Origin of the sequence: Cysteiniphilum halobium, from assembly GCF_003574425.1 — a bacterium.
Lineage (GTDB): Bacteria > Pseudomonadota > Gammaproteobacteria > Francisellales > Francisellaceae > Caedibacter > Caedibacter halobius.
The window spans coordinates 1-26,097 of sequence record NZ_QLIU01000010.1 but is presented as its reverse complement, the minus strand read 5'-3'; the positions used below and the strand labels follow the sequence as shown (position 1 = coordinate 26,097).

Genomic DNA, 26,097 nt, shown 5'->3' with positions numbered 1-26,097 from the left:
CTTAGAAAAAAGCATAAGTAAATGATACCATAGCGGTGCTATTTCAAAGTAAACTTAAAGATAGATTATCATGATAGAGAAATTTGATCCAAAAAGAGAGCAACCAGTGACGTTTACTAAGGCGGCTTTAGCGCATTTTAAGAACCATTTAGCGAAAACTAAATCGTGCGCTATCAAGATTGGTATTACAACAACTGGTTGTTCAGGCTTAGCTTATGTTGTTGAACCGATTAAGGAAATACCTGAAGGCTTTATTAAGATTAATGAAGAAGACGTTTTATTTTTCGTAGATCCTAAAGCATTACAATATGTAAATGGTCTTGAAATAGACCACGTCAAAAAAGAGTTAGGTTTATCGCAGCTTGTTTATAATAACCCCAATGAGTCAGCGCGTTGTGGTTGTGGCGAGAGTTTTACCGTGCAACAAGAAGGGTTAAAAGAATAATGAAAATGTCTGATGTTGCTATTTTACGCCGTGAAGTTGAGGTAACAACTGTTCCCTATGGTGAGAAAATGACTTTGTTACCTGGGCAAGAAGTACTTGTAACACAAGCAATGGGTGCAAGCTTCACACTAAATGTAATGGGTAACCTTGTCTATCTTGATGGCAAAGATGCTGATGCAATCAATCGTGAAATTATCCTTCTACCTAGTGATAAAGCCAATATTCAAAGAGGTGATGAAATAAATCTTGATCTTTTGTGGGATCAGCTACGCACGGTTTATGATCCTGAGATTCCTGTAAATATCGTTGATTTGGGATTAATCTATGATATTTCAACCACGCGTTTAGAGAGTGGAAACTATCACATCGGTGTGCAGATGACACTCACTGCTCCAGGGTGTGGCATGGGGCCGGTATTGGTGCAAGATGTTGAAGATAAGCTTAAACAATTTGCCAATGTTGATAAAGCTGATGTGGTATTGGTCTTTGATCCGCCATGGAATTCTGAAATGATGACGGAAGAAGCAAAGCTTGAGCTTGGACTTTTTTAGGTTTAGTAAAGGACTTAAACCATGATAAAAGTAGTTTATCCCGGGACATTTGATCCTATTAGTTTAGGGCATATTGATCTAATTAAACGCGCAAAGTCTTTATTTCATGAAGTCATTGTTGCCGTTTCAACAGGTAGTGGTAAGTCAACACTATTTACTGAAGAAGAACGCTTTCAAATTACCTATGAGGTCTTGGGTGGTATGGCAAATGTGCGCATTATGCGTTTACAAGGACTTATTGCTGACTTTGTTGATGAAGTAGGGGCTAGTGCGGTAATTCGTGGATTGCGAGCGGTTTCTGACTTTGATTATGAGTTTCAAATGGCAAATATCAACCGCCATTTAAATAAGAAATTTGAAACAATCTTTCTAACACCCGATGAAAAGTATACTTGTTTATCATCAACGATGATTCGCCAAGTAGCCAAAATTGATCCATATCGTGTGGCTGATTATGTCCATCCAGTGGTACTAAATGCATTGTTAAGAAAAATCAATCGTAATAGCTAAACTGATTATTGTTTAAGAAACCCTTTGACACATTTCAAGAAAAGTCTTGGCTGCACGGGATAGCTCAACTTTTTTATGATAAATACAAGCACTGTTAATATAAATAGGCGCATCGATAAGTGGCAATTCTTTGAGCTTATCCGACATCATATCCTCAGTTATAATTGACCAGCCAAAGCCTGATTCAACAATCCTTTTAATGATCTCAAGCATATTGATGTTAGTTAGTTCTGGTGAGTGTATCTCATGTTTGTCCAATAATGTATGTAACACAGTATGATGTCTATTCTCAGGTGCAGGAGATAACACAGGAACTTGACTCAATCGATGTGCAATGTTACCACTTCTTTGTTGCCAAAATGGATGATTTTTAGCAATAACGGCAATAACACGGCTCTTTTGCAGAATATGCCAGCTAATATTTTCGGGCATATTGTCCTTCATGGTAATTAAACCAATTTCTGCTTCTAGTGAGGCTACCTTTTCAATGATTGGCAATGAGTAGGTGGAGTCAAGCTTAATATTTACTTTAGGATATTGGCAAGTAAAGTCTTTAAGTATCTTTGGTAAAAAATGTAGCCCCATATGATAGTTGCAGCTAATGGCTAAATCGCCAATCACATCGTCTTGGAAAAGTTGCATTTTATGTTCAAGACTACTCCATGCTTGGATAAGCTTATTAGCGTAAGGGATAAGGGCTTTGCCAGCGGTGGTGAGTTGAACCACAGACCCCGTGCGATGAAATAGTTGATTATTTAACTGTGTTTCCAACTGTGAGATGCGCTTGGTAATCGTTGGCTGTGTCAAAAATAACCTATCAGCGGCTTCTGTAAATGACTGGGTTTCAGCAACAGCTAGAAAGGCGCGGATATTCTTCATTGATTCCATATTTGAATGACTTTAATTTATTTAATTCATTTTATCTATAATATAACGATTGTTAGAATAATGACATAGCATATTTTGCCAAAGGTTACTTTATGATAGCGTTAGTGATTTATTTAGTGGGTGGTGTTATCACAGGTATTTTGTCCGCATGGGTAGGAGCAGGTGGTGGTGCTATTATCATTCCATTAATGTTAATTGTCTGTAAATATCAAGGAATGTCAAATACGTTAGCCATTCATTTAGCAGTTTCAACATCATTGGCATTTATTACGATCAATGCATTTTATAATGCTTATAAACATTATAAACATGGGCATTTAGTGATGTCCATTTTGAAAAATGCAATACCAATGATCTTTCTTGGCGCAATTCTAGGCACCATAATTAGTGAATTTATGCCTGCAAGAGCCATTGAGATTTTATTTGCAGTAGTGTTATTAGTAAGCCTTATTAAAACATTTCGTTTGAAGGGAGCACAGGTTAATAAAGATATTATTATACCATCTAAAGGTTCATGTGTTTTCCTTGGAGGGACAACAGGACTGTTGTCTAGCATTATTGGTATTGGTGGCTCAAGTATTGTTAACCCATATATGAAACATTACAATTATCCGATGAAAAATTGTGCGGCAATGGCTGCAGCTACGGCTTTCCCAACGGGTTTAATCGCAACTATTACCATGCTGGTATCAAGCTATCATGTTGTTGGAATTCCTGCGTATAGTTTGGGGTATTTATATTTACCTGCTTTTTGCGGGTTACTGGTTGGATCAATTATTGGTACACCAATTGGCATTAGCATTGTTAAAAGATGTCCAGAAATGATATCACTGTGGTTATTTAGATTTATTTTAATCTATGTAATTATCGATATGCTCTAAAACTGAAGGTAGTAAGTTTTGACAAAAAATCATATTTATAGATCAAGAGATTAGAAAAATTCGTCCTGCTATTATTGTGAGTAACAATGCTAATAATAGAGTTTCGGAAATTGTTACGGTTATTCCGATTACCTTCAATGTTACTAAGGTTTATCCATTTGAAGTTTTTATTGCAGCAAATGAATCAGGATTACCAAAAGATTCTAAGGCGCAATGTCAACAGCTTAGAACGGTTTCAGTGCAGCGGATAATAAGTCATAAAATCGGCGCACTAAAAAGTGCAACCATTGGGAAGGTTAATGTGGGTATGCGCTTACACTTGAGTGTCTAAATTGTGTTTGTTTACCTTAGAGGCTAAGGGCGACAATAAAAATGCACTGGCAATGCCGATAAATACAGCCAAGCCAAAGTAGTGGATAACCGGTGTTTGGCTAAAGGCTAATAGTCCAAAGGAAAGGATGGTGGTAATTGCTGAGAGCGTGACTGCCAGCATTGTACTGTTTAAACTTAACTTGGTTTCAGCAAAGAACAACACATAATCAACGGCAATGCCAAGTACTAGAATCAGTGCTAAGATACTAAAGAGTGTTATTGGTACATTAAATATGCCAAAGACCGCGAGGCTTAATAAAGTTGCCATGGTTGGAGGTGCGAAGTAGCAGATTACTTTTTTTAGACTCTTGTAGCGTAAAAATAGCAATAGAAATAAAGCAATAAATACGATAATCAGTAGATAACTAATATATTGGCGATAAGTTTTAAATACATGCGAAATCTCATCTGCCTTATTGATAAAATTGGCATAAGGGAAGTCTGAGCAAAGTATTTTAATATCACGCATATTCAACTTTTGTGATAACAAAATGACCGAGGCAAATTGTGCATGAGAATTTCTTGAATTGTCAAATTTACCCATCCATAAAAACTTTAAATCTTGCGATACTGGTGAGTTTAACCAGTCGTTGATAGTAAGTGGTTTAAAGGGAATATTACGTAAGTTTTTCTCAATACTCTGGATTTCTTTATTATCAACACCGATCTGATTTAAAAAGTTACTTAATCGATGCTGTAATAGGTTGTTGCGTACAAGGTTATAATTCTGCTGTTGGCTGTTAAGACTTGGCAGATATTGACTAATAGCTATAACTGGTTGTGCAATATTTGGGTTTTGTACTTTGATTTGGGTAATTAATGTATGCTCATGTGTAATGACATCGTCAGGTGTCTTACCTGTGATGATGACAAAGTCAGTGCTGACATCACTACCAATAATAGATTTTAATTGTTGTTCGTTGGCTTTTAAAGCTTTAGGTATTGACTCTAAAATGCGAATGTCATCATTACTGTGGAGTTTTGAGATGCCAGTTGCAGCGAGAATGGCAAGGATCATATAGATGATCATGATTTTCTTAATACTTAATTTTTGCCAGAGTTTTAGGTAAAGTGTGGCGATATGACAGATAAAAGAGTTAAATGCTCGCTTATGTGGTTTAAGTAAATAAGGAAATAAACATACCACTGTCAGATATGACATAAATAAACCACTAATGGCAAAAGTTGCAAGTTGTCGTAGTCCAGGAAAAGGGGCAATCGCGATGATCAAATAAGCAATGATAACGTTTAAAAGGCCTAAGGTAATGCCAGAAAAAATGCGCTTTAACCCAGCTCTTGGCTGCCATATATTGCCGCCATATAATCTGTCAGCATAGTAGAAAAAGGCGTAATCGACTGAAATACCAATTAAACTGGCGCCAAACACCAGTGTAAATAAAAAAACTTTACCAAATATAAGATAAGTCACTATAAAGGCAAAAATAAAGCCGATGGCACTAGAGAATAGCGTCAATAGCAATGGTGATAATGAACGAAAACTAATAAGCATTAACAGAATAATACCAATCAATGAGCCAACACCAATAATTGAGACATCATGGCGTGCACTATCCGTACCTGCTTTGGCATAAAAAAGCATGCCAGTCATTAAGAAAATACTTTGGGGATAATTGCTTTTAATGGTTTGCTTAATGTCACTAAAAAGACGGGTAATGTTATTTTGATTACTTAAGGAAAAGCTATCATCCTTTAATGTGGCATTAATCATACTGTACCAGATGCTATTATCTTTAGTCATCAGATGATTCTTATATAAATCAAGCTTATTAGATGGTTTCGGCAATGCTAAAATGAAGTGCTGAAAAAGTGAAAAAGGATCATTTTGTAAAAGTTTAGAATTACTTATACCGATGGGGTTGTAGATGTTAAATAAAGCCTGCTGCGCAATCACATCAAACTGATGTTGTGTTATAAGCTTTTGATCTTTATCCGACAGTAAGGATAAGCGGTAAGGGAAATAAAACGTTGCCCAAGCTTGTTGCTCATCGCTGTTAACGCCATTACTCACACTAGAAAAATAACCAGATTTTTGCAGTGTATGACTGAACATATCGGATGCTTTTAGTGCTTTGTCTTGATCAGGATTACCAACTAAAATGACAACCTGTTTGCCCATTGTGTTGGCAAAATTATCAGCAATTTTCTCCACGCTATTAGAGTCTTTGGCACCTGGTAACAGTGCAAGCATGTTGGTATTAATAGGTAGACCTTGGAAAATCAAAAGTGCAAAGCTTAAAACACTTAAGGTTGAAAGTATGAGCCATAGATATAAACGCTTGTTGAAATGATTCGTCTGAGAGTGCATGTTTTTGGGATTAATTACGATTTCCCGAGAACATGCCTAAGAATTGTAGGATGGTTAAGAAGATATTTAAGATAGAAACATAGATGGTGACTGTTGCAACGATATAGTTTGTTTCGCCACCACGCACGATTTGGTTGGTCTGCCATAGAATAAAACCACCTGAAATAAAAGCAATAATGACAGAAAGTGCTAAGTACAATGCTGGCATTTGCAAGAACAGGTTAACGACAATGGCAACTAATGCGATTAATGCACCAATGCCTAGAAAAGAGCCTAACCTTGAAAAATCACGTTTTGGATTTAAGGCAATAGCTGAAAGACCTAGAAAAATTGCGCCAGTTGCACCTAATGCCATCATGATAAGCTCAGAGCCATTACTAAACGTTGTAATATAGTGGTTTAAAATAGGTCCTAGTGTCCAGCCCAAAAAGCCTGTTAATGCAAAAGTTAATACTAATCCCATGGGGCTATTGCGCGTTGCTTGTACGCCAAAGAGTAGTGCAAAATAAACAATTAAGGTAATGATGGGATTGATCACAGGTGCTGCAACCATCATTGACCAGCCAGCGGTTAAAGCGCTAAACAAAAGTGTTAGTGACAATAGCAAATAAGTATTTCGCAACACTTTGTTAGTTTGGATGACTGAGCTACCACGAACATCAATCACGCGCGCATTTTGTTGATAGTTAAAACGATCGTTCATATTCTCTCCATATGATATTTAATTAAAAAGCCCAAAATCGTTGTTAAGTATATGGGGAGAGTTGCTGAAAAAACAATAGTCAATGGCTTAAATTTAGACATTTTTTTTATGGTAGTGCATGAACTTTGTCAATAGATAAGCAATCAAGGCGCATAACAAGCCGGCAATAAGCAATATAACATAAAGGTAAGATAATGATTGATAAGTATCGGTTAGCGTCTGCGAGTTAAGAATGTGTTGATTAAGAGAAAAGACAAATACGCCAATAGCTGCGGTAATGATAAAGAAAAATCCCATGACGATAGACTCATATTTGCGTGGGGAGAACTTACCAACCATTGCATAGTACAAAGGTAGTAATAGTACTTTAGCGACAGAGTTCAACATTAAGGTGACCAGTAATAAGTAGTTTCCAGTCATTGCAAAGTGGTTTAAAGATTGTGAAAAGAAGCTAAACAATAACAAACCACAAGACAGAGCCATAAAAAAAGTAGCCAGACTAAATAAGCGAATTAATCGTTTCATATGTTGTGTATGTTTATTTTTATTCCACAGTACTGCGGAAACAAAACCAATAATAAGTACTAAAGCAATATTGGCTTCGAAAAAGAAATCAGCAGATAAACTCTTAGCACTAAAAAAACCATAGTTGCGATTAAACAATGTGAGGTAATTAAGAAAAATGGTAATAATATTTTTATCGGCAAGCCAGAAGAATATGCTAAGTGCCAATAAAGTCAGCAGTAAGCGATTACGTTTGCGCTGTGTTTCATCTTTTTCAAGATAGGCATAAAGTAGCATAATCACAATAGCAATAAATGCTAAGATGATAATAAGGACTTGCAATACACGTTGATAATGTAATAAAAAATCAGTCAATGAGGACAGAACAATTAAAATAAATAAAACGCTGTAAGTGGATGGTGTATATTTTGGCTCAATACCATCAATCAGACCAATATTGCGATTAAGATGAACGCCACCGGATAAAAAAATAAGTACAGCAAAAAGTGTTACTATTGCCATAATGATAAACCAGCTCTCATAGCTTAACTGTTGTAATGCGCCACCAATCGATAATGACAGTGCTGCTCCAAAAACGGTAGTCATATACATTAAGGTAAAGCCTGCGTGACGTCTTGGATCATCCTGAGTGTAGAGAAAGCTTAAAGTGGTAAATAGATTAGGAATAACTAATCCCACACCGATGACATAAGAAGAAAAACCAATCAAAGATAAGTTGTTAAGTGATAATAGAATAAGTGCAACAAATGAATAAAGCGTACCTATAACCACTGAACGTCGGTGACCGATCATATAACCTAAAATCCCACCGATTAATCCTGCGGCACTATATAAAAAGAGATTGGTCACAAGGTTAAAGTGGATCGCTAAAATATCAGGTGTTAATCCTTCTTGTGTACTATCGACAATGCTATGAATATAGCTAGAAAAATGTACTGTAATGGCAGTTGTGCCCATACTATAAAAGAGTGAGGCTAATAACAAAAACCACAATCCAAAAGGCTGTTTGGTATTAAGTAATAGTTTCTTAGGTTTTAATTGCATAGCATATGCGCTTCAAATGAGTCTTTGGCTATTATGACAATAATCTGATGATGGGTCTAACTTAAAATTAAACTATCTAACTTTTCAGTCAGTATTTGTGCATAATCATGAAGTACATTATCGATATTGATCAAGGTGTTATGTGCGTGAATTTGTGTCATTTTTAAGCCCTGGTAGCCACAGGGATTAATATAGCTAAACGGTGTTAAGTCCATATTTACATTAATGGCAAGACCGTGATAGGTTAAGCCTTTTTTAACGCGCAAACCTAATGAAGCAATTTTAGCCTGATCAACATAAATACCTGGTGCATTCTCGATTGTGTGGCTTATAATACCATAGGTTTCTAGCAAGCGCATACATGATTTCTCAATCGTACAGACAAAGTTTTTAACGCCCAAATTAAGGCGTTTTAAGTCAAATAAAAAGTAAATAACCGCCTGACCTGGTCCATGATAGGTCACCTGCCCACCACGGTCGCTTTGGACAATAGGAATATCTTTAGGGTTAATAATATGCTCAGGCTTACCGTGGCGTCCTTGGGTAAAAACAGGGAAGTGCTCCACAAGCCAAATTTGATCTTGAGTATTATCAGTACGTGATTGCGTAAAATCAATCATCGACTGATAAACCGACTCATAATTTTGTAACCCTAAGTTTTTAATAATAATTGGCATCTGTTATAGCACCATGTGAATTTCAGGGTGACCACTTAATGCCTGATAGATATTATCAAGTTGTTCCTTGCTCGTCGCTTCAAAGACTGCAGTGATGGAAATGTATTTACCCGTTTTACTTTCACGCGTGGTAAATTCAATCGCTTCAGGATTTTCAATATGTTTTTCTAAGATATTAAGGACAAACTCTGCGATCTCTTTTTGTGGGTTTGCCATGATTTTAATCGGGAACCTGCAAGGGAATTCAAAAAATGTTTCAGGTTGTTTTGCCTCATTGTTTTCAGAGTTAACTGTTTCTTTGGGAAGCACTTTATCTTTTTTATTTTCTTTATCACTCATCTTTAGTAGAACTCATGGATTGTCAATCAAACATTACGCCCAAGTGTAATGTAAAGCGTTAAGAAAATCATCTTGAAGCGCCATATTTTTCTACAGAAGACGATGGAGTTTTTCTTTTAGTTTTGCCAGTGCGCGTGCTCTATGGCTAACACTGTTTTTGATATCATTAGCTATTTCAGCCATCGTTTGTTGATATTCAGGCAGTAAAAAAATTGGATTATAACCAAAGCCATTATGACCACGACGCACATAAGTGATGCTACCATTGATGCGTCCCTCTGCGATGACTGGCATTGGATCATCTTCATGCATTACAAGAGCTAAAACGCATTGAAAATGCGCTTGACGTTTATCATTTGCAATATCTTGCATAGCATCAAGTAGTTTATTAATATTCGCCTCATCATTACCATGCTCTCCAGCAAAGCGCGCTGAGTAAATTCCAGGCGCACCATTTAAGGCATCAACACATAAACCAGAATCATCGGCAAGTGCAGGCAGCTTAGTAACCCGTGCACAATGTCGTGCTTTTAAAATTGCATTTTCAACAAAGCTTAGGCCAGTTTCATCTGCATCAGGGACATTAAATTTCGTTTGTGGGATTACTTTAAAACCTAAAGGTGACAAAATATCGCTGACTTCTTTGATTTTTCCTTTATTACTCGAAGCAAAAACAATTTCTTTCATGTGTTTAGTGCGCCTTGGTATTTTGTTAGATTAGTAAATTGTATGCATTTTAATGGGAAATAAAAAACTAAGCAAATTGCTGGTCAGTCCCGAGCTTCTTAAGTTAGTATGATGCATTAAAGTAAGAAAAGGGAATGTATGACTAACGAGAAAAAGGCACTTATAGCACTGGTCATCACCGTTATTTTATGGGCATCTGCTTTTGTTGGTATTCGCTACGTGATGGAAGCATTCTCAGCAGGTGGCCTGGCATTATCACGTTACTTTGTGGCATCAGTTGCAGCTTTTATCCCATTTTGTCTGATCAAAAATAAAAAATTGCCACGATTTAAAGATTTAGTGATATTTACGATTCTTGGCTTTTTTGGTTTTTTTTCCTATAACATCTTGCTTAATGAAGGTGAGAGAACTGTAAGTGCAGGATTAGCGAATCTTATTGTTGCGCAATTACCGATTCTTGTCGCTGTTTTAGCGATGATTTTGTTTAAAGAGCGCATTAATCGTTATGGTGTTTTGGGGTTTGTAATTAGTTTGTGTGGTGTGTTGGTCATTCTCTTAGGCAGTCATAATAGCGCCGGATTTGGCGGTGTATTATTGATCTATGGAGCTACCTGCTCAGGTGCGATTTACTCGTGTTTGCAAAAGAAGTTTCTAGCACGCTACCATCCGATTGAAGTTGTATGCTACTGTATGTGGCTAGGCACTTTAATATTGATAATATACGCACCAGAGGCAATACACTCAGTAATACACTCGGACTTGTCACATGTCTTAACCATTGTGTATATGGGCATTTTCCCAGGAGCAATTGCTTATTTATTGTGGGGTTATGCCTTTAAACATATTAAGGCAGCAGCGGCATCAAGTGCTTTGTATCTAATGCCTGTCTTTACGTTAATTTTAGCGGCTATTTTTCTTTCAGAGATTCCAAGTGTCCTTTCAATAGTAGGAGGCATTATTGCTGTTACTGGCTCGATTGTGATTAGTAAGTTTGGTATTGGTGTCATGCAAAAAGATCACTGAAGTGGTTACAAAAACTTGAGTTTGAAGAGTCAATTTGAAACAATACGCCACATGAAAATATTAAGAAAGTTAAGAGAAATAGGAAAAAGGATTTAAGAATGGTCAATGCGCAAATTTGCTTTTTAGGTGGTGGTAATATGGCAAGAAGCATTATTGCTGGATTGGTTAATGATGGTGTTGCCGCTCAATCTATCATGGTGGTTGATCGTAACCAGGAAAAATTGGATTTACTTAATCAATTGTTTCATGTTAAGACAACACGAAGTATTGAAGATGCAGTCAAGTGTGCAGATATTGTGATGCTATGCGTTAAACCACAATCTCTAAAAGAGTTAATGTTCACAATCAGAAGTTCATTACATAAGCAGAATAAACCCTTGTTTATATCGATCGCAGCAGGCATTACCTTAACGCAAATTGCGCATTGGATGGTTGGTAATTATGCAATTGTGCGGGCTATGCCAAATACCCCAAGTCTTATAGGTTGCGGTGCTAGTGCGTTGTTTGCCAATGAATATGTTTCGCGCCAGCAAAAGGAAATGGCTGAGCAAATTATGCGTAAAATAGGAGTGATTACCTGGGTTGATCATGAAAACTTGATTGATGTTACCACAGCAATTTCAGGCTCGGGACCTGCTTATTTTTTCTTGATGATGGAGCATATGATTGATGTAGCAGTTTCTCTAGGGTTAAGTGAAAAACAAGCGACCTTATTGGTCACTCAAACGGCATTTGGTGCAAGCAAAATGGCATTAGAAAGTACACAAACCTTGTCAAGTTTACGTCAAAACGTCACTTCAAAGGGAGGGGTTACTGCTGCGGCATTAAAAGCCTTTTCGGAAACTGGCTTTAAAGAGAGTATTGCTCATGCAATTAAAGAGAATCTATCGCGTTCACAAGAGCTGGCAAGTCAATTTGGTCATGCATTAACACATGATGAACAAAAAGATAAAGAAGGGATAAAGTATGATTAATGCGATCAATAATGTTGTACTTTTCTTAATAGAAATTCTTTTTAGCTTATTTGCCTATGCTGTTCTTCTTAGATTTTTCCTGCAATGGGTAAAAGCTGATTTTTACAATCCGTTTTGCCAGTTAATTATTCGCGTAACTAACCCCTTATTAAAGCCATTACGTCGTATTATTCCTGGTTTTTTTGGCTTGGATTTTGCTGCCATTGTCTTGGTATATGTCGTTTTATTATTGCAAATTATTCTGGTGCAAATGCTTACTGCAAAAAATTTTTATATCCCATGGGGTATTATCTGGCTTGTGGCAGTGGTTAAGTTTATTCTTACGGTGATCTGGATGTATATTATCTTGATTTTTATTCGTTCCATTGCCAGCTGGTTTGCTCAAGGCTCATATAATCCAACCTTGATGGCATTGCATCAACTGACTGAACCACTACTTAGAAAAGCGCGTAGAATTATTCCACCGACGCAAAGTGGTATCGACTTCTCACCGATGCTGGTACTAATTGTGCTTATTTGTTTACAGATATTTATATCATCGATTTTTGCAATGTAGCGTACTTTTTAGTTTGTTTAAAACACAAATAGCGTCTTACGGTTGTCTTGGCTCAAACATTGAAATCATTTATGGCGGCTAGCAAAAGGTATTAGTGTCTTTAAGATCATCTTTATGACAGTAGTAGAAATTTTGATTTTTGCTGATTTATTCTCGTTGTTGGGTTTATTTTGGTTATATTTTATTTGATACAGGCATAGTATTCACATAGACTTAGGACGGTTTTTATGTTGGAGTGTGGGTAATGCAGGTATTGGATTCATCGATGGCTACGATTCGTCGTGTAGTACCGCTTATCGTTGCGGTAGTGATTTTTATGGAGTTTTTGGACCTTACCATCATTAACACCGCGATTCCGAGTATTGCCAGAGATTTTAGCATTAACCCCATTTTATTGAAATTTTCGGTAGCAAGTTATTACATTAGTCTCGCGATTTTTATTCCGATTAGTGGTTGGTGTGCTGATCGTTTTGGCACAAAGAGAGTATTTTTATTTGCGGTGATGGTTTTCACTTTATCGTCACTTGCTTGTGGACTATCAAACTCAGTCGTAATGTTGACGGTTTGTCGCTTCTTACAAGGTGTTGGTGGTGCTTTTATGAATCCAGTAGCACGGATTATTATTTTGCGGCTGTTCTCACGTAAAGAGCTGATTAAGGTGCAAAGTATTATTTTCACACCTGCGATGCTGGGCTATGTATTGGGCCCTTTTGTTGGTGGTGTAATATGCGATAGCATGAGTTGGCATTGGATTTTCTTTATTAATTTACCGATTGGCTGTCTTGCTTTGGTCTGTGGATTTATTTATATTCAGCAACACGTTGCAAAGACCTTTAGACGCTTTGATATGGTCGGTTTTTTAATTGCAGGTTTTGCTTTGGTTGTTATCACATTTGGCGTTGAGATGATTGGACACTATGATATTGTCAGCAAAGGGATTGTATATACAAGCATTGTGATTGGCATATTGTTATTGCTCATGCTCGTAATGCACTGCTTAAAGAAAGTCAATCCTGTGCTTGATCTAATTGTTTTTAAAGTTAAAACATTTAGAACAGCGGTGTCAATCAATGCAGTCTCATTTGCATTAACAGCGGGAGTTTCTTTATTGTTACCGTTGATGTATCAAGAGGGGTTTGGTTTTGATGCAGCGACTTCAGGGCTTCTGACTTTACCGATTGCTGTGGGCTATTTAACATTTAGAGGGTTTGCTAATCATATTATTTCTAACTTTGGGTTCAAAAACGTTTTACAAGTGAATTTAATTTTGGCTATGATTTGGCTTATAGGTATTGCGCATATTGAGCAGCATACGTCAGTTTTCTATATTGTGGTTGTTGAGTTTTTATATGGTTCCAGTACTATTTTGATCGGCTCAGCAATTGGAGCGTTAACCTACATGGATTTAAATGTTGATCAAGCAGCGAATGCTACTTCAATTGATTTGACGATTCGTCAATTTGCTGCATCCATGGGGGTGGCATTAACCGCAGTTATTTTGAGCAGTATGTTACACATATTTGACTTATCACTCTTTAGTCCAAATGCCGTGGTATATCACTATAGTTTCTATGCAATGCTGCTGCTTTTATTGGGCGCGTTAATCATAAGCCTTACCTTGACAAAAGCTGATGGCATGGCAGAGTTAACGACGGCCAAATGATTTACACGCGTGCGACAGCACGTTTGAGTTTATCCATTGCAAGTTCTTCAATTTGACGGATTCTCTCGGCAGAAACATCATGTTTTGACGCCAAATCATGTAATGTCAGTTTTTCATCGGCAAACCAGCGCGATAAAATGATATCTTTACTACGCGCGTCAAGTTTATCAATTGCTTCTTGTAATTTGCCTTGGACTTTTTCTTCATAGTCCTCTTCAACAGCTGCCTGTTCTGGGTTGTTGGATTGATCTTCAAGATATAAAGCCGGGTGAAAGCTTGACTCATCATCGGACTCTTCAACAGGTGCATCAAACGCCATATCATAGGCATTCATGCGCTTTTCCATCTCAAGGACGGTTTCCGGTTTAACCCCTAACTCTTTGGCAACGCTTTGAATTTCTTCGTCACTAAACCAACCAAGACGTTCTTTGCTGCTTCTAAGATTAAAGAAAAGCTTACGTTGTGCTTTGGTTGTCGCGATTTTAACAATACGCCAGTTTTTCAAAATATAGTCATGCATCTCAGCCTTAACCCAATGCACAGCAAAAGAAACAAGGCGCACACCTACATCAGGATCAAATCGCTTTACCGCTTTCATCAAACCGATATTACCTTCTTGAATCAAATCGGTAATCGGTAACCCGTAACCAGAAAACCCACGTGCGACTTTAACCACAAAGCGTAAGTGTGAAAGAATGAGTTTTTGTGCAGCATCAATATCATTTTGTTGTCGTAAGCGATGCGCTAATTCTTTTTCTTCTTCCTCAGAAAGCATTGGGATACTGCTGGCAAAACGGATGTAGCTGTCTAAGCCATCCGTGTCAGATAGTGCTGGTATTGGTAAGGTATTTTTTTTAGGAACGAGTTCTTTACCCATTTGCTGCTCGTGTTGTCGATAATGCTCAAAAGTATAGCATATATATACCCATCACAAACCATTTTACGGTTTCTGTCATTGGATTTTTTGCGATCTTGGGTGATCAGATTTTGCCAATAGCGAATGCGTTAAGAAGCAATGAATAGTTTCATTGTTTTAGCAAATGAGCGCCCAAAGACTTTGTCAAGGGCAGCTATTATCTGCAATATGATTATCTAAAAGCATCAAAACTTCTTCGACATTAAACACTGTAAAGTAATTTATAATGGGTATAGAGCATTGCTAAAGATATTTTAAGCATGAAAATATTTGACCCTAGAAACAAAAAAACCGCTTAGCACGGTTTTAATGATGGCGTCCCCAAGGGGATTCGAACCCCTGTTACCGCCGTGAAAGGGCGATGTCCTAGGCCTCTAGACGATGGGGACACAAACTTGTGTCACTGTTCTGGTGGAGCTAAGCGGGATCGAACCGCTGACCTCTTGCATGCCATGCAAGCGCTCTCCCAGCTGAGCTATAGCCCCGAAACTGAAGCTGCATTCTAGGGAGGTTTTAAAAGGCTGTCAAGCGCTTAAATTTAAATATTCTTAAAATTTGAGTTTTTTGTCAGTTGATGATTGAAAGTCTTCTATACTAGAGAGCATAGACATGGATAAAGAGTATGAAGATGTATCTTAAAAAAATAAATGACAACCATAGAGCACAGGGTTTTTCATTGATTGAGCTATTGATTGTCATTGTCATAATTGCGGTTTTAGCAGCTATTGCCATTCCGATGTATAGTAACTATGTACTAAGAGCACATCGAGCAGATGCGGTGAGTTCACTAAATCTAATTGCGATGAATGAGGAAGCATGGGCATTAAGCTCAGGCACCTACACTGCAGATTTGAATGATGTATGGGTAACCTCTGGTGGTATGGCGTTTTCAACACGTGGTTTTTATGATATTACTTTATCTGGTGTCGATAGTAGTGGTTATACCATAACAGCTACACCAAGAGGATCACAAACGGCGGATAGTGGTGATTGCCCTAATTTAACTTTAGTTGCCGATGATGGTGCAATTACACGCACACCCATTGCCTGTTGGGAGTAACGATTTATACTGGAATAAGTATATTTTTCTCAATATACGATTGACAGAGTGCTCTGCCACTTTGCAATAAGTCCTCACTGACAGGTAGCGATAAATTGTGTGCTGCAGTAGTGATCGCTTGGTCGATATTTTGCGGTTCTGTTATTAGAAGCTCTAATAAGTGTGCGCTTAAAAGATTGACTTCCATAAACAATACCTTAAAAGCACTATTGCGATAAACCACGAGAAAGGTTGGATTAACAGGTGGCTGTTCAGGGGTGAAATCTTTAGATATCTGGTGCACTGGATAGCGATAAACAAGGACGCGGGTACTATTATTAGTGATATAGTTATCACTTAGGTTTTGTCTTTCGCGATCAATTGATAACTCAACATCTAACTCAATCCATTCATAATGCATAAGCTCATGCAAAAAAGACCAAGGTAATTCCTCTAGGGTATTGATATATTCAACAAATTGCTTAGGCAGGTCATAAAAATAAGGACTTTGACTGTTGTAATAGGCTAAAAAGTCTAAGGTTAATTTACGCCATTGTGCTTTAGATAAAATGCTGACACTGACAGGAAAGGCACGTTTTAAAGTATTATTGATGTTATTGTAAATAAGGTTTTGATAAATTTCCATTTGCTCATGACTGATATTAGGAATATTTTTTGATGCATTTTGCTGGCGTAAATTACTGGTAAAATCAGTCATTATCTTATAACTCATACGCTTTCCCTTGAATAAACCTGTTGCTGAATTTGGGCAATAGTTTGAAGCTCTGTTTTTAAATTCGCCAAAGGAGGTAAATTAAAATCCCGTTCAAGCAAGGTTGGAAAAAAACCATGTGTTTGGTAGCAGTGCGCAAGAAGCTGCCACACTGGATCGATAACATCCTCACCATGAGTGTCGATAATTAATTGCGGTGATTTTTGCCAATGTCCAGCAATGTGCATATAGTGAATTTTGTCACGAGGTATTTGCTGGATAAATTGCTGTGGGTCATAACCGTGATTAACACTGTTGACGTAAACATTATTTACATCTAATAGTAGTCTAGAGCCAGACTCGCAAACGATTGCTCGAATAAAATCAATCTCACTTAATATTTGTCCAGGAGCAGCATAGTAGGAAGCATTTTCTAAAACCAATGGGCATTCTAGAATATCTTGTACTTGCTTGATACGTGTAGTGACATACTTAACCATTTCATCACTAAAGGGCAATGGAAGTAAATCATATAAGTATCCTTGATGATCTGAGCAATAACTTAAATGCTCACTGTAAATGCTAATATGGTACTCACGCATAAAGGCTTTAATGCGTTTAATAAAATCGATATTTAAAGGTGCCGTTCCACCAATCGACAAGCTTAATCCATGCAACACAATAGGAAATTGTTCACGATACTTTTTAAGTAAGTGTGCGCGTCGACCCCCTATACCAATCCAGTTTTCAGGAGCTATTTCAATAAAATCTACACCCTGAGGGCTTTGTAATAACTCATCAAAAAACTCCTGACGTAGTCCAAGTCCTATGGCTTGGTGATCTAGCATGCGTTTGTCCTTGTTACTCTTTGATTAGTCGCTATCGGTATTATCACTGCTATCATCATCACTGCCACAGCTACCAGCGCCACATTTCATGTCACTGCTTTTATCAGATGAAGTGCCACATGAACCTGAGCCGCATTTACCATCTTGTGATTTGTCCATGGCATGATCACTACCACAGCTACCACTACCACATTTCATATCGCTTGATTTCTCTGACGCTTTAGCACTGCAGCTACCAGCACCACATTTCATATCATTCGATTTATTGTCATTAGCATTTGCCGAGGTCTGCATATTTTTACCATTAGCATAGCCATTATTCATATCACTGCTTTGGAAATTACCATCGGCAAAGGCATGTGTGGACATGCCAAAAGCCAAAGCTGAAGCAATGATTAGTGATTTTGTTGTTTTCATAAGGTTTTTCTCCTTGTTGTGGGTTTAAAATCCTTCTTAGTGCGTCTTGCAACAGCATCCAAGTTTTATACTCATCAAAACTCATTTTGCAGCATTTATGTCATTGAATTTCTCGCATTTTTGAGCAATTGGATTTTGGCAGTAGTCCTAGCTATTACCTGCAATCTAATTGCCCAAAAACATCAAAAACTTCTGCGACACTAAGCACCGCAAAATGATGTACGATAGGTATATTGAGTATTAGCATATCGAAAATAATAAAAAATGCACGTGGTGAATTGCAAATAAAATTTTTCTTTTTGGCATTGCTCTTTGGCTAGTATAAACTAGATATCAGTGATAATGCTAAAGTCTATAAAGATATCTAGCTATGAAACAAATATATCTTGATTATGCTTCAACTACCCCGGTGGCTGATGAGGTGGTGGCACAGATGCTGAAATATCTAAGCTTTGATAATGCCTTTGGTAATCCGGCATCAAATACCCATGATTATGGTTGGCAGGCAAAAGAAGCTGTGGATAATGCGCGATTACAAGTTGCTAAATTGATTAATGCGGAGGCGCGTGAGATTATTTTTACCTCAGGTGCTACTGAGTCGGATAATCTTGCGATTAAAGGAGTAGCTGATGCTTATTTAAATCGTGGAAAACATATTGTGACATCAATGATTGAGCACAAAGCAGTGATGGATACATGTGCTTATCTTGAGACAAAAGGTTATGTGGTAACTTATCTTAAGCCGGATGCTAAAGGTCAAATCTCGTTCGAACAAATTAAGGATGCATTAAGATCTGATACGATTCTTGTTTCTATAATGGCTGTGAATAACGAACTAGGCACGATATATCCTTTAACTGAAATTGGTGCTTTATGTCACGAGCGTAAGATTTTATTTCATGTTGATGCTGCACAAGGTGTTGGCAAAGTATTTATTGATGTAAAAGCAATGCATATTGATCTACTATCCATTTCAGGACATAAGATCTATGGCCCTAAAGGTGTTGGCGTGTTATATGTCAGAAGAAAGCCTAAAGTAAAGCTTACGCCAGCGATTCACGGTGGAGGGCATGAGCAAGGTTTTCGCTCAGGGACGTTGGCAACACATCAAATTGTAGGATTAGGTAGCGCCTGTGAGTTGATGTACTTAAAGCAAAATGAACTAAATGAGCATGTGAGCAAGTTGCGCAACCAGTTTTTACAAGGAATTAATGTGTTACCTAAGTTAATCATTAACACGCCGTTAGATAATAGTTATGCCGGAATTGTTAATATTACCTTTAAAGGTGTCGATGGTGAGTCACTGGTGGCAATGCTTTATCAACTAGCAGTATCAATGGGTTCGGCATGCAATTCAGCAAGTGTTGAACCGTCATTTGTATTAAGTGCCATTGGTTTAACACAGCAAGAAGCACATGCCAGTTTGCGTTTTTCATTTGGACGCTATACCACAAAAGAAGATATTGATATTGCAACCGTGGCAATTGTTGACGTGGTCACGAAATTGCGCGCACTATCACCAATATGGGTAGGTGATCAAAGTCATGATTAGTGAAAAGGTCTTAGCTCTGCTTAAAGAGATTACATTGCAAGACTGCCAATATGATGATAATCCAGATGTTCAAATCATCGCACATGCTGGCGACTCCGGGCAGCAAGTTTTCATTTACAGTGATCAAGTCGATTACTATTTCAAAGCGATTGGTAGTCCTTATTTATTGGCAATGACAAAATGGTTGGTAATACAACTGCAAGATCAACAGATGAGAGAGTTTGCTAATATCACTATTGGTCAGCTGCAACAGGCATTTGATTTACCCGCGCACAAACGGCAAGATGCCTTAGTGATTTTGCAGTTGATTGAGCAGTTACACCCATCGTAAATCATTTTGTGGTGTTTAGTTGTAAAGCAGTTTATGAGGGTTTTGACAAGTTGGATTGCAGGTAGTAGTTAGGACTACTGCCAAAATTCAACTTGGTAAAAGTGCGGAAAATGCAAAGCAAGAAACTTTGTAAAATGGTTTATGGTGGGTATAGAATGGCTACGCTAGAAAAAGCAGTAATTTTACATAGTCGTAAATACAAAGAGTCATCGCTGTTATTAACATTATGGTTAAGAGAGCATGGTAAGCTCAATGCAGTTGCGCGGACGAACAAAAAGAATCATGGCATTTATCAGCCATTTAGCTTGTTGAGTGTTGATATAAAGATCATGCCTGCAGCGGAAAGCTTAGCAAATATTCGTTTTGCCGAGTGTGAAAAGAGCTTTAGCATGGGAAGTTATTTATCACAATTAGCACGTATGTATCTTAATGAGGTTTTATATTGGCTTTTGCCACATGATCATCATGATACAGCACTCTTTGATAGTTATTCATTAGTAATACAAGAATTGGTTAGCGATGATATTACGAGATTATTACGGTATTTTGAGCTGCAGCTATTAGAAAGCTTAGGTTATGGTTTTCAGGTGGATCATGATGAACAACATAAAATGATTACTGAAAATCATTATTATACAATGGCGCCGTTATCCGCCTTTTATCAAACAGCCGTTGAAAGTGGTATTAGTGGCAAATATATCAAACAGTTGCAACAGCCTGTTTCCAGTTGGGATAATGATACACTTCAAGTGCTACAAAAACTCATACGTATTAATTTAAATGCCTGTCTGCAAGGGAGAGTGCTTAAAACCCGTGAGCTTTTAATGAGTTTTTTACGAAACCAAAATGCTTGATGACGCTTAGATGATCATTTGCTATGATGTGATGAGTTTAACGTCTTAATTTTTAACATATGGATCAATTAAGCCTTTCTTTTGAAGATAATGAAAAGCAGACGATTAGTGCCTTTAGTCGTCAGGCATATTTGAATTACTCGATGTATGTGATACTTGATCGTGCATTACCACATATCGGAGATGGCTTAAAGCCTGTGCAGCGTCGGATCATTTATGCGATGAGCGAGATTGGCCTATCGGCATTAAGTAAACACAAAAAATCGGCGCGTACTGTCGGGGATGTGCTTGGTAAATATCACCCGCATGGTGATAGCGCATGTTATGAAGCGATGGTGCTAATGGCGCAGGATTTCTCATATCGCTATCCTTTAATTGATGGGCAAGGTAACTGGGGTTCTCCGGATGACCCTAAATCATTTGCCGCAATGCGCTATACTGAGTCGCGTTTATCTAAATATGCTGAAGTGTTATTAAATGAATTAAAGCTTGGCACAGTCGATTGGCAACCAAATTTTGACGGCACATTACAAGAGCCAAAGATGCTGCCGGCACAAGTGCCTAATGTCTTATTAAACGGTAGTATGGGGATTGCTGTGGGTATGTCTACGGATATTCCATCACATAATCTCACGGAAGTTGTTGATGGCTGTTTATATTTATTGACGGGTAAAGATCACGATTTAGATGGTTTAATGACGCATATTCCAGGGCCTGATTATCCAGGAGGTGCTGAAGTCATAACTTCATTTGCGGAGCGTAAGAAAATCTATGAAACCGGCACCGGCAGCATTCGCTTGCGTGCGGTTTTTCATACTGAAGAGGGTAATATCGTGATTACTCGCGTACCGCATCAGGTTTCTAGTGCTAAAGTGATTGAGCAGATTGCTGCACAAATGCATAGCAAGAAAATCTCGTGGTTGAGTGATATACGCGATGAATCCGATCACAATGATCCTGTACGAATTGTTTTGGTCCCTCGTTCAAACCGTGTGGATACGCATCTGTTGATGAGCCATTTATTTGCAACAACTGATCTTGAGAAAAGTTATCGCGTGAACTTAAACATGATTGGTTTAAATGGCAAACCACAAGTAAAGTCACTGATGGAGATCCTAACGGAGTGGCTTCTATTTAGAACACAGGTGACCACGAAACGTTTAGAGTTTCGTTTGGATAAGATCTTAGAACGCTTACATATCTTAGATGGTTTTTTGATTGCATTTTTAAATATTGATGAGGTCATTGCAATTATCCGTTATGAAGACGAACCAAAAAATGAGCTGAAAAAGCGTTTTGATCTTACTGACACACAAGCTGAAGCCGTACTTAATCTGCGCTTACGCAATTTAGCCAAGCTTGAAGAAATGGCGATCAAAAAGGAAAAACACGAGCTTGAAAAAGAGCGTGATGGAATTATGGGGTATTTGGATAATCCAACTAAATTAAAAAATCTCATCAAAAAAGAGCTCAAAGCAGTACAGCAGAAGCATGGCGACCAAAGAAAATCAGCCCTGGTAGTGCGTCCTGAAGCCAAAGCCTTAAAAGAAGCAGATCTACAACCGGTTGAAAGTGTTACGGTTGTTTTGTCAAAACAAGGATGGGTGCGTGTCGCTAAAGGCCATGATGTCAATGTTGAAGGTTTAAGTTATAAAACAGGTGATAGTTATTTTGCCTCAAGTATGGGTAAGAGTAATCAGCACTGTCTATTCTTCTCAAGTCTTGGTAAAGCCTATAGCTTGCTAAGTGCTGATCTTCCTTCAGCAAGAGGCCAAGGCGAGCCAATTACTGGACACTTGAAGCTTGAGCAAAATGAGCAAATTGTGGGGTTGACATTTGTGAAATCAGAAGAGCAAATAATATTAGCCTCAAGTGTCGGTAACGCTTTTTTAGCGAATGTTGATGACTTGATTAGTAAGAACCGCTCAGGCAAACAAGTGATTACATTAGGCCGTGACAAAATGGTCCCACCTGCTAACGCACATGACTATGCGCACAGTTTAATTGTCGCCATTTCTAATCAAGGGCGCTTGCTTGCGGTTGATAAAAGTGAGCTGCCAAGTTTGGCAAAAGGCAAAGGTAACCGTCTTTTGAATATGCCAAGCGCATTAGCTACAGGAGAAGAGCTTAAATTTGTTGCCGCCATTACTAATGGACAAAGCTTGGTAATCTACTCGGGTAAACGCCATATGCGTTTAAGCTTTAGCGATCTAAATGACTATCAGGGCAAACGTGCCTCACGTGGCAAGATTTTGCCACGTGGTTTTCAGAATGTTGATCATGTTACTAGTGCATAATGAAGAAATTAGGTTTAAGCTAATGGCTTGTAAATTAAAACTACTAAAATTTAGGAAATAAAATTATGTATAAATTATACTCCATTGCAGGCTCATGCTCAACAGCAATCACTGTTCTTCTCAATAAACTAGGTGTTGAGTTTGAGGTTGTTCAGCGTGATGACATTAAGAACTACAGGGATATGGTAGCAACTAATCAAGTTCCCGCACTAGATGATAATGGTCAAATCATCACAGAGGGGGCAGCTATCGTATTATATCTACTTGAGAAACATAACAGCAGTATGCTGCCAAGTAACATAAGTGAAAAAGGTAAATTTTTGCAATACATTATGTTTAACTACGCGACTTTACATCCGTCTTACTCTAGGATATTTGCAGTTGCTAAAACTCTAGACCATGGAGATAGCAATAAGCAAGAATTAATGCAAAAGATGGCTGATAGCGTTTCGTATAATTGGAATATACTTAACAACAGGCTTGTTGGTAGACGTTATATTGTAGGTGATCAAGTGACAGTCATTGATTATTTAGTTGCTGTTTATGCGAGTTGGGGTAAGTATTTCCCAGAGTTAAAAATCACATTTGGAGAGAATGTACTTAGATTGGTCAATGAGGTTTCAGCGTTACCAGAATTTAAAGCAGCATATCAACTAGAAAAAGTAGAGTATAAAATTTTAGACTCTACTGCAACTGCTTAACAAAATAAAGTGCCGGCTTTCTTGGTATGCCTAGGCTATATGTGTCAAGGCATAATTATAATGGCAGATCACAGTTCAATGTGGATTATAAGGGTAAGCAACAGCTATTAAACCTACGCTAGAATTATACAAATATGCTAACATTTTTTGTCATTTATAGTTGGTAACGTAATACAATTGTATAACAATATTGGAGTTATAATGGAAGTTTACGAGAAATATCTTAAGAATTGGAAAGAAAGAGTAGCATCAAATAATTCTACATTTGACATTATTAACCCAGCTTTGGGAGAGGTAATTACAAGCTTGCCTGAAATGGGGAAGATTGAAACAGTAAATGCTATTGATAAACTTGAACAAGGATTCAGTGCGTGGAGTTCTTCAACTTTTGCTCAAAGAGCATCGTTGCTTTTAAAATGGGCAGAGATTATTGAAGAAAATAAAAATGAAATTGCTACGTTGCTTACAATAGAGCAAGGTAAGCCATTATCTCAAGCACAAGGTGAAGTTTCTTGGGCAATTTCACTGATTCGAAAATATGCAAATGTTGCTGAAAATACACATGGCTATACACCCATTCAATCTAATCATTACAGCGAAACAATGATCACTAAGCAGCCTATTGGAATCATTGGTATTATTACTCCTTGGAACTTTCCGGTTGGAATTAGTGTTAGTAATATTGCAGGTTCAATCTCTGTTGGCAACGTTGCTCTTTGTAAGACTTCCGAAGAAACACCTTTAAGTGTTGCAGTAGTAATTGAAATGGCATATCAAGCAGGGATTCCTGATAATGTAATTCAATATCTTACTGCTGGAAATCCCCAGCATATAGGTGATGCTATTTGTGCAGATTACCGTGTGCGTATGCTTAGTTTTACAGGTTCTACAGCTACAGGTAAAAAACTCTACGAAAAAAGCGCAAGCAATGTTAAGAAGCTTCTCCTTGAGCTTGGAGGCAACTCACCTTTTATTGTTTATGATGATGCTAATATAGATAAGGCTGTTAATGATGCTGCAATACTGAAATTTAAAAATTGTGGACAAGTCTGTGTTAATGCAAATCGTTTTTTTATCCATGAAAGGGTTTACGATCAATTTGTAGAAAAATTAACCAAAAAGGCGAAGGAACAAATTACAGGAAATGGTTTAGACCCCAAAACTACTATGGGTCCACTTATAAATAAAAAAGGCTTAGAAAAGGTTCAGTCTCTTGTTAAGAATGCTATTAAAGGTGGTGCGGCACTTATGTGTGGTGGAAGTCTTTTACGAGAAGACTCGCTTTTCTACGCTCCCACAGTTTTAGCAAATGTTTCTGATACTATGGATTTATTTTGCCATGAAATCTTCGGCCCTGTTGCCGCCTGTTATAAGTTTAGTAGTGAAAATGAAGTGCTCAATATGGCTAATGATACAGAATATGGTCTTGCTGCTTATTGTTATACAGAAAATTTATCTAGGGCATTTACTTTTTCAAAAAACATTCAATCTGGTAATGTTGCTATTAATAGTATTGAATTTAACGGTGGACCATTTGGTGGATTTAAACAATCTGGAGTGGGGAGATCAGGTGGTCACATTAATCCGCTTGAAGTATTTTGTGAAACAAAAACCATTAACATAAAATTTTAAAAATAGTTAAGGCTATGAAGCTATCAATACAAGAGTTAAGCGCCTTAGCGGACGAGTGCTTAGGCTATAACCAATAAGAAAGGGAAAAGAGCTAATATATGCTTTCAAAAGAAATTAGAAAGAACATACTACCGGCATTAGTTGGGAATATCGCAGATTGGTATGAGTTTTACATGTATGGAATGTTTGCCGCCCCAATTATCGCTAAACTATTTTTACCACAAGAAGAATATTTTATAGCTTTACTATATACATATTTAGCATTTGCTATAGGTTTTTTAATTCGTCCTTTGGGTGCATTATTTTTTGGATACTTTAGTGATAAATATGGGAGGAAAAAAATATTATTTTACTCACTATTACTAATGGGCATTCCTACACTACTTATGGCTTTACTTCCAACTTATACTACAGCAGGAATCTATGCTCCTGTATTATTAATGGTTATTAGAATATTACAAGGCTTTGCTGTTGGTGGAGAAATTGGTGGGGCAGCTGCATTTATTCTAGAAAGTTCTAAGCAGACTAAGAAGAATATTTCTGGAGCATTGCTTGTAGCATCTTCATTTTTTGCACTTTTACTTGCAAGTAGTATAAGTTATTGCCTATTAAAATTCACACTACAGGACACTAA

At 37.5% G+C, this 26,097-nt stretch carries 28 protein-coding genes and 2 tRNA genes; 17 read left to right on the top strand and 13 right to left on the bottom strand.

What is annotated here, in order from left to right:
* The first annotated feature begins 70 nt into the window (after window positions 1–70).
* From DNK85_RS02695 to coaD, 3 genes are read left to right on the top strand one after another with little or no spacing between them, the layout of a single operon-like run.
* Window positions 71–445: a HesB/IscA family protein gene (locus DNK85_RS02695; RefSeq protein ID WP_119328046.1), complete on the top strand. Its 375-nt coding sequence runs from the start codon at window positions 71–73 to the stop codon at window positions 443–445.
* Window positions 445–996 (top strand): putative Fe-S cluster assembly protein SufT, encoded by a 552-nt coding sequence (sufT, locus tag DNK85_RS02690; RefSeq protein ID WP_119328045.1) that lies wholly within the window; start codon window positions 445–447, stop codon window positions 994–996. The genes DNK85_RS02695 and sufT overlap by 1 nt, the downstream gene beginning before the upstream one ends.
* 21 nt (window positions 997–1,017) lie before the next feature.
* On the top strand, window positions 1,018–1,506 hold the full coding sequence (coaD, locus tag DNK85_RS02685) for a pantetheine-phosphate adenylyltransferase (protein ID WP_119328044.1): 489 nt from the start codon (window positions 1,018–1,020) through the stop codon (window positions 1,504–1,506).
* A gap of 12 nt (window positions 1,507–1,518) precedes the next feature.
* On the opposite strand, the gene DNK85_RS02680 is transcribed toward coaD, so the two are convergent.
* Window positions 1,519–2,394, bottom strand: a complete 876-nt coding sequence (locus DNK85_RS02680; RefSeq protein ID WP_119328043.1) for a LysR family transcriptional regulator — start codon at window positions 2,392–2,394, stop codon at window positions 1,519–1,521.
* A gap of 92 nt (window positions 2,395–2,486) precedes the next feature.
* On the opposite strand from DNK85_RS02680, the gene DNK85_RS02675 reads away from it, so the two are divergent.
* Both DNK85_RS02675 and DNK85_RS02670 read left to right on the top strand, forming a co-directional pair.
* The gene (locus DNK85_RS02675) at window positions 2,487–3,275 is read left to right on the top strand and encodes a sulfite exporter TauE/SafE family protein (protein ID WP_235842358.1); all 789 of its coding nucleotides are present in this window, start codon (window positions 2,487–2,489) and stop codon (window positions 3,273–3,275) included.
* A 28-nt stretch (window positions 3,276–3,303) separates the two neighbouring features.
* Window positions 3,304–3,606 carry a type II toxin-antitoxin system PemK/MazF family toxin gene (locus DNK85_RS02670; RefSeq protein WP_119328042.1) on the top strand — a complete coding sequence of 101 codons (303 nt, stop codon included), beginning with the start codon at window positions 3,304–3,306 and terminating at the stop codon, window positions 3,604–3,606.
* Here DNK85_RS02670 and DNK85_RS02665 read toward each other — a convergent pair.
* From DNK85_RS02665 to DNK85_RS02640, 6 genes are all read right to left on the bottom strand, one after another.
* Window positions 3,589–5,973: an MMPL family transporter gene (locus DNK85_RS02665; protein ID WP_119328041.1), complete on the bottom strand. Its 2,385-nt coding sequence runs from the start codon at window positions 5,971–5,973 to the stop codon at window positions 3,589–3,591. The genes DNK85_RS02670 and DNK85_RS02665 overlap by 18 nt on opposite strands.
* Window positions 5,974–5,983: 10 nt before the next feature.
* The gene (locus tag DNK85_RS02660) at window positions 5,984–6,676 is read right to left on the bottom strand and encodes a Bax inhibitor-1/YccA family protein (RefSeq protein ID WP_119328040.1); all 693 of its coding nucleotides are present in this window, start codon (window positions 6,674–6,676) and stop codon (window positions 5,984–5,986) included.
* A 93-nt stretch (window positions 6,677–6,769) separates the two neighbouring features.
* Complete coding sequence (locus DNK85_RS02655; RefSeq protein WP_119328039.1) at window positions 6,770–8,245, bottom strand: MFS transporter; 1,476 nt, start codon at window positions 8,243–8,245, stop codon at window positions 6,770–6,772.
* 56 nt (window positions 8,246–8,301) lie between these two features.
* Window positions 8,302–8,922 carry a lipoyl(octanoyl) transferase LipB gene (gene lipB / locus DNK85_RS02650; protein WP_119328038.1) on the bottom strand — a complete coding sequence of 207 codons (621 nt, stop codon included), beginning with the start codon at window positions 8,920–8,922 and terminating at the stop codon, window positions 8,302–8,304.
* A gap of 3 nt (window positions 8,923–8,925) precedes the next feature.
* Window positions 8,926–9,261: an HP0495 family protein gene (locus tag DNK85_RS02645; RefSeq protein WP_119328037.1), complete on the bottom strand. Its 336-nt coding sequence runs from the start codon at window positions 9,259–9,261 to the stop codon at window positions 8,926–8,928.
* A 90-nt stretch (window positions 9,262–9,351) separates the two neighbouring features.
* The gene (locus tag DNK85_RS02640) at window positions 9,352–9,948 is read right to left on the bottom strand and encodes an XTP/dITP diphosphatase (protein WP_119328036.1); all 597 of its coding nucleotides are present in this window, start codon (window positions 9,946–9,948) and stop codon (window positions 9,352–9,354) included.
* Between the two features lie 138 nt (window positions 9,949–10,086).
* On the opposite strand from DNK85_RS02640, the gene DNK85_RS02635 reads away from it, so the two are divergent.
* The 4 genes from DNK85_RS02635 to DNK85_RS02620 all read left to right on the top strand — a co-directional run bounded on the left by DNK85_RS02635 (window position 10,087) and on the right by DNK85_RS02620 (window position 14,164).
* Complete coding sequence (locus DNK85_RS02635) at window positions 10,087–10,971, top strand: DMT family transporter (protein WP_119328035.1); 885 nt, start codon at window positions 10,087–10,089, stop codon at window positions 10,969–10,971.
* Between the two features lie 98 nt (window positions 10,972–11,069).
* Complete coding sequence (gene proC, locus DNK85_RS02630) at window positions 11,070–11,945, top strand: pyrroline-5-carboxylate reductase (RefSeq protein ID WP_119328034.1); 876 nt, start codon at window positions 11,070–11,072, stop codon at window positions 11,943–11,945.
* On the top strand, window positions 11,938–12,501 hold the full coding sequence (locus DNK85_RS02625; RefSeq protein WP_119328033.1) for a YggT family protein: 564 nt from the start codon (window positions 11,938–11,940) through the stop codon (window positions 12,499–12,501). Before proC ends, DNK85_RS02625 begins: the two co-directional genes overlap by 8 nt.
* Before the next feature lie 244 nt (window positions 12,502–12,745).
* Window positions 12,746–14,164, top strand: coding sequence for a DHA2 family efflux MFS transporter permease subunit (locus DNK85_RS02620; RefSeq protein WP_119328032.1), 1,419 nt, complete (start codon window positions 12,746–12,748; stop codon window positions 14,162–14,164).
* Window position 14,165: 1 nt separating this feature from the next.
* Here DNK85_RS02620 and rpoH read toward each other — a convergent pair whose 3' ends face one another.
* From rpoH to DNK85_RS02605, 3 genes are all read right to left on the bottom strand, one after another.
* Window positions 14,166–15,041: an RNA polymerase sigma factor RpoH gene (gene rpoH, locus DNK85_RS02615; RefSeq protein ID WP_119328031.1), complete on the bottom strand. Its 876-nt coding sequence runs from the start codon at window positions 15,039–15,041 to the stop codon at window positions 14,166–14,168.
* A gap of 352 nt (window positions 15,042–15,393) precedes the next feature.
* Window positions 15,394–15,469, bottom strand: a tRNA-Glu gene (locus DNK85_RS02610).
* Between the two features lie 20 nt (window positions 15,470–15,489).
* A tRNA-Ala gene (locus DNK85_RS02605) sits at window positions 15,490–15,565 on the bottom strand.
* Between the two features lie 137 nt (window positions 15,566–15,702).
* On the opposite strand from DNK85_RS02605, the gene DNK85_RS02600 reads away from it, so the two are divergent.
* Window positions 15,703–16,140 carry a type IV pilin protein gene (locus tag DNK85_RS02600; RefSeq protein WP_235842356.1) on the top strand — a complete coding sequence of 146 codons (438 nt, stop codon included), beginning with the start codon at window positions 15,703–15,705 and terminating at the stop codon, window positions 16,138–16,140.
* Window positions 16,141–16,144: 4 nt separating this feature from the next.
* Here DNK85_RS02600 and DNK85_RS02595 read toward each other — a convergent pair whose 3' ends face one another.
* From DNK85_RS02595 to DNK85_RS02585, 3 genes are read right to left on the bottom strand one after another with little or no spacing between them, the layout of a single operon-like run.
* Window positions 16,145–16,852: an HvfC family RiPP maturation protein gene (locus DNK85_RS02595; RefSeq protein ID WP_119328029.1), complete on the bottom strand. Its 708-nt coding sequence runs from the start codon at window positions 16,850–16,852 to the stop codon at window positions 16,145–16,147.
* The gene (locus tag DNK85_RS02590; RefSeq protein ID WP_119328028.1) at window positions 16,849–17,679 is read right to left on the bottom strand and encodes an HvfB family MNIO-type RiPP peptide maturase; all 831 of its coding nucleotides are present in this window, start codon (window positions 17,677–17,679) and stop codon (window positions 16,849–16,851) included. The genes DNK85_RS02595 and DNK85_RS02590 overlap by 4 nt, the downstream gene beginning before the upstream one ends.
* A gap of 24 nt (window positions 17,680–17,703) precedes the next feature.
* Window positions 17,704–18,096, bottom strand: coding sequence for an HvfA family oxazolone/thioamide-modified RiPP metallophore (locus DNK85_RS02585; RefSeq protein ID WP_119328027.1), 393 nt, complete (start codon window positions 18,094–18,096; stop codon window positions 17,704–17,706).
* 370 nt (window positions 18,097–18,466) lie between these two features.
* Between DNK85_RS02585 and DNK85_RS02580 the strand changes: the two genes are divergently transcribed.
* The 7 genes from DNK85_RS02580 to DNK85_RS02550 form a co-directional block, all read left to right on the top strand.
* Window positions 18,467–19,648 carry an IscS subfamily cysteine desulfurase gene (locus tag DNK85_RS02580; protein ID WP_119328026.1) on the top strand — a complete coding sequence of 394 codons (1,182 nt, stop codon included), beginning with the start codon at window positions 18,467–18,469 and terminating at the stop codon, window positions 19,646–19,648.
* Window positions 19,641–19,979, top strand: coding sequence for a hypothetical protein (locus DNK85_RS02575; RefSeq protein WP_119328025.1), 339 nt, complete (start codon window positions 19,641–19,643; stop codon window positions 19,977–19,979). The genes DNK85_RS02580 and DNK85_RS02575 overlap by 8 nt, the downstream gene beginning before the upstream one ends.
* A gap of 155 nt (window positions 19,980–20,134) precedes the next feature.
* The gene (recO, locus tag DNK85_RS02570; RefSeq protein WP_162896484.1) at window positions 20,135–20,833 is read left to right on the top strand and encodes a DNA repair protein RecO; all 699 of its coding nucleotides are present in this window, start codon (window positions 20,135–20,137) and stop codon (window positions 20,831–20,833) included.
* 59 nt (window positions 20,834–20,892) lie between these two features.
* Window positions 20,893–23,130 carry a DNA topoisomerase IV subunit A gene (gene parC, locus DNK85_RS02565; protein WP_119328023.1) on the top strand — a complete coding sequence of 746 codons (2,238 nt, stop codon included), beginning with the start codon at window positions 20,893–20,895 and terminating at the stop codon, window positions 23,128–23,130.
* Window positions 23,131–23,195: 65 nt separating this feature from the next.
* Complete coding sequence (locus DNK85_RS02560; protein ID WP_119328022.1) at window positions 23,196–23,831, top strand: glutathione S-transferase family protein; 636 nt, start codon at window positions 23,196–23,198, stop codon at window positions 23,829–23,831.
* Window positions 23,832–24,032: 201 nt separating this feature from the next.
* A complete protein-coding gene (locus tag DNK85_RS02555; RefSeq protein WP_119328021.1) occupies window positions 24,033–25,463 on the top strand; it encodes an NAD-dependent succinate-semialdehyde dehydrogenase in 1,431 nt (476 codons plus the stop codon).
* A gap of 98 nt (window positions 25,464–25,561) precedes the next feature.
* On the top strand, window positions 25,562–26,097 hold a 536-nt coding region (locus DNK85_RS02550), incomplete at its 3' end, for an MFS transporter (protein WP_119328020.1).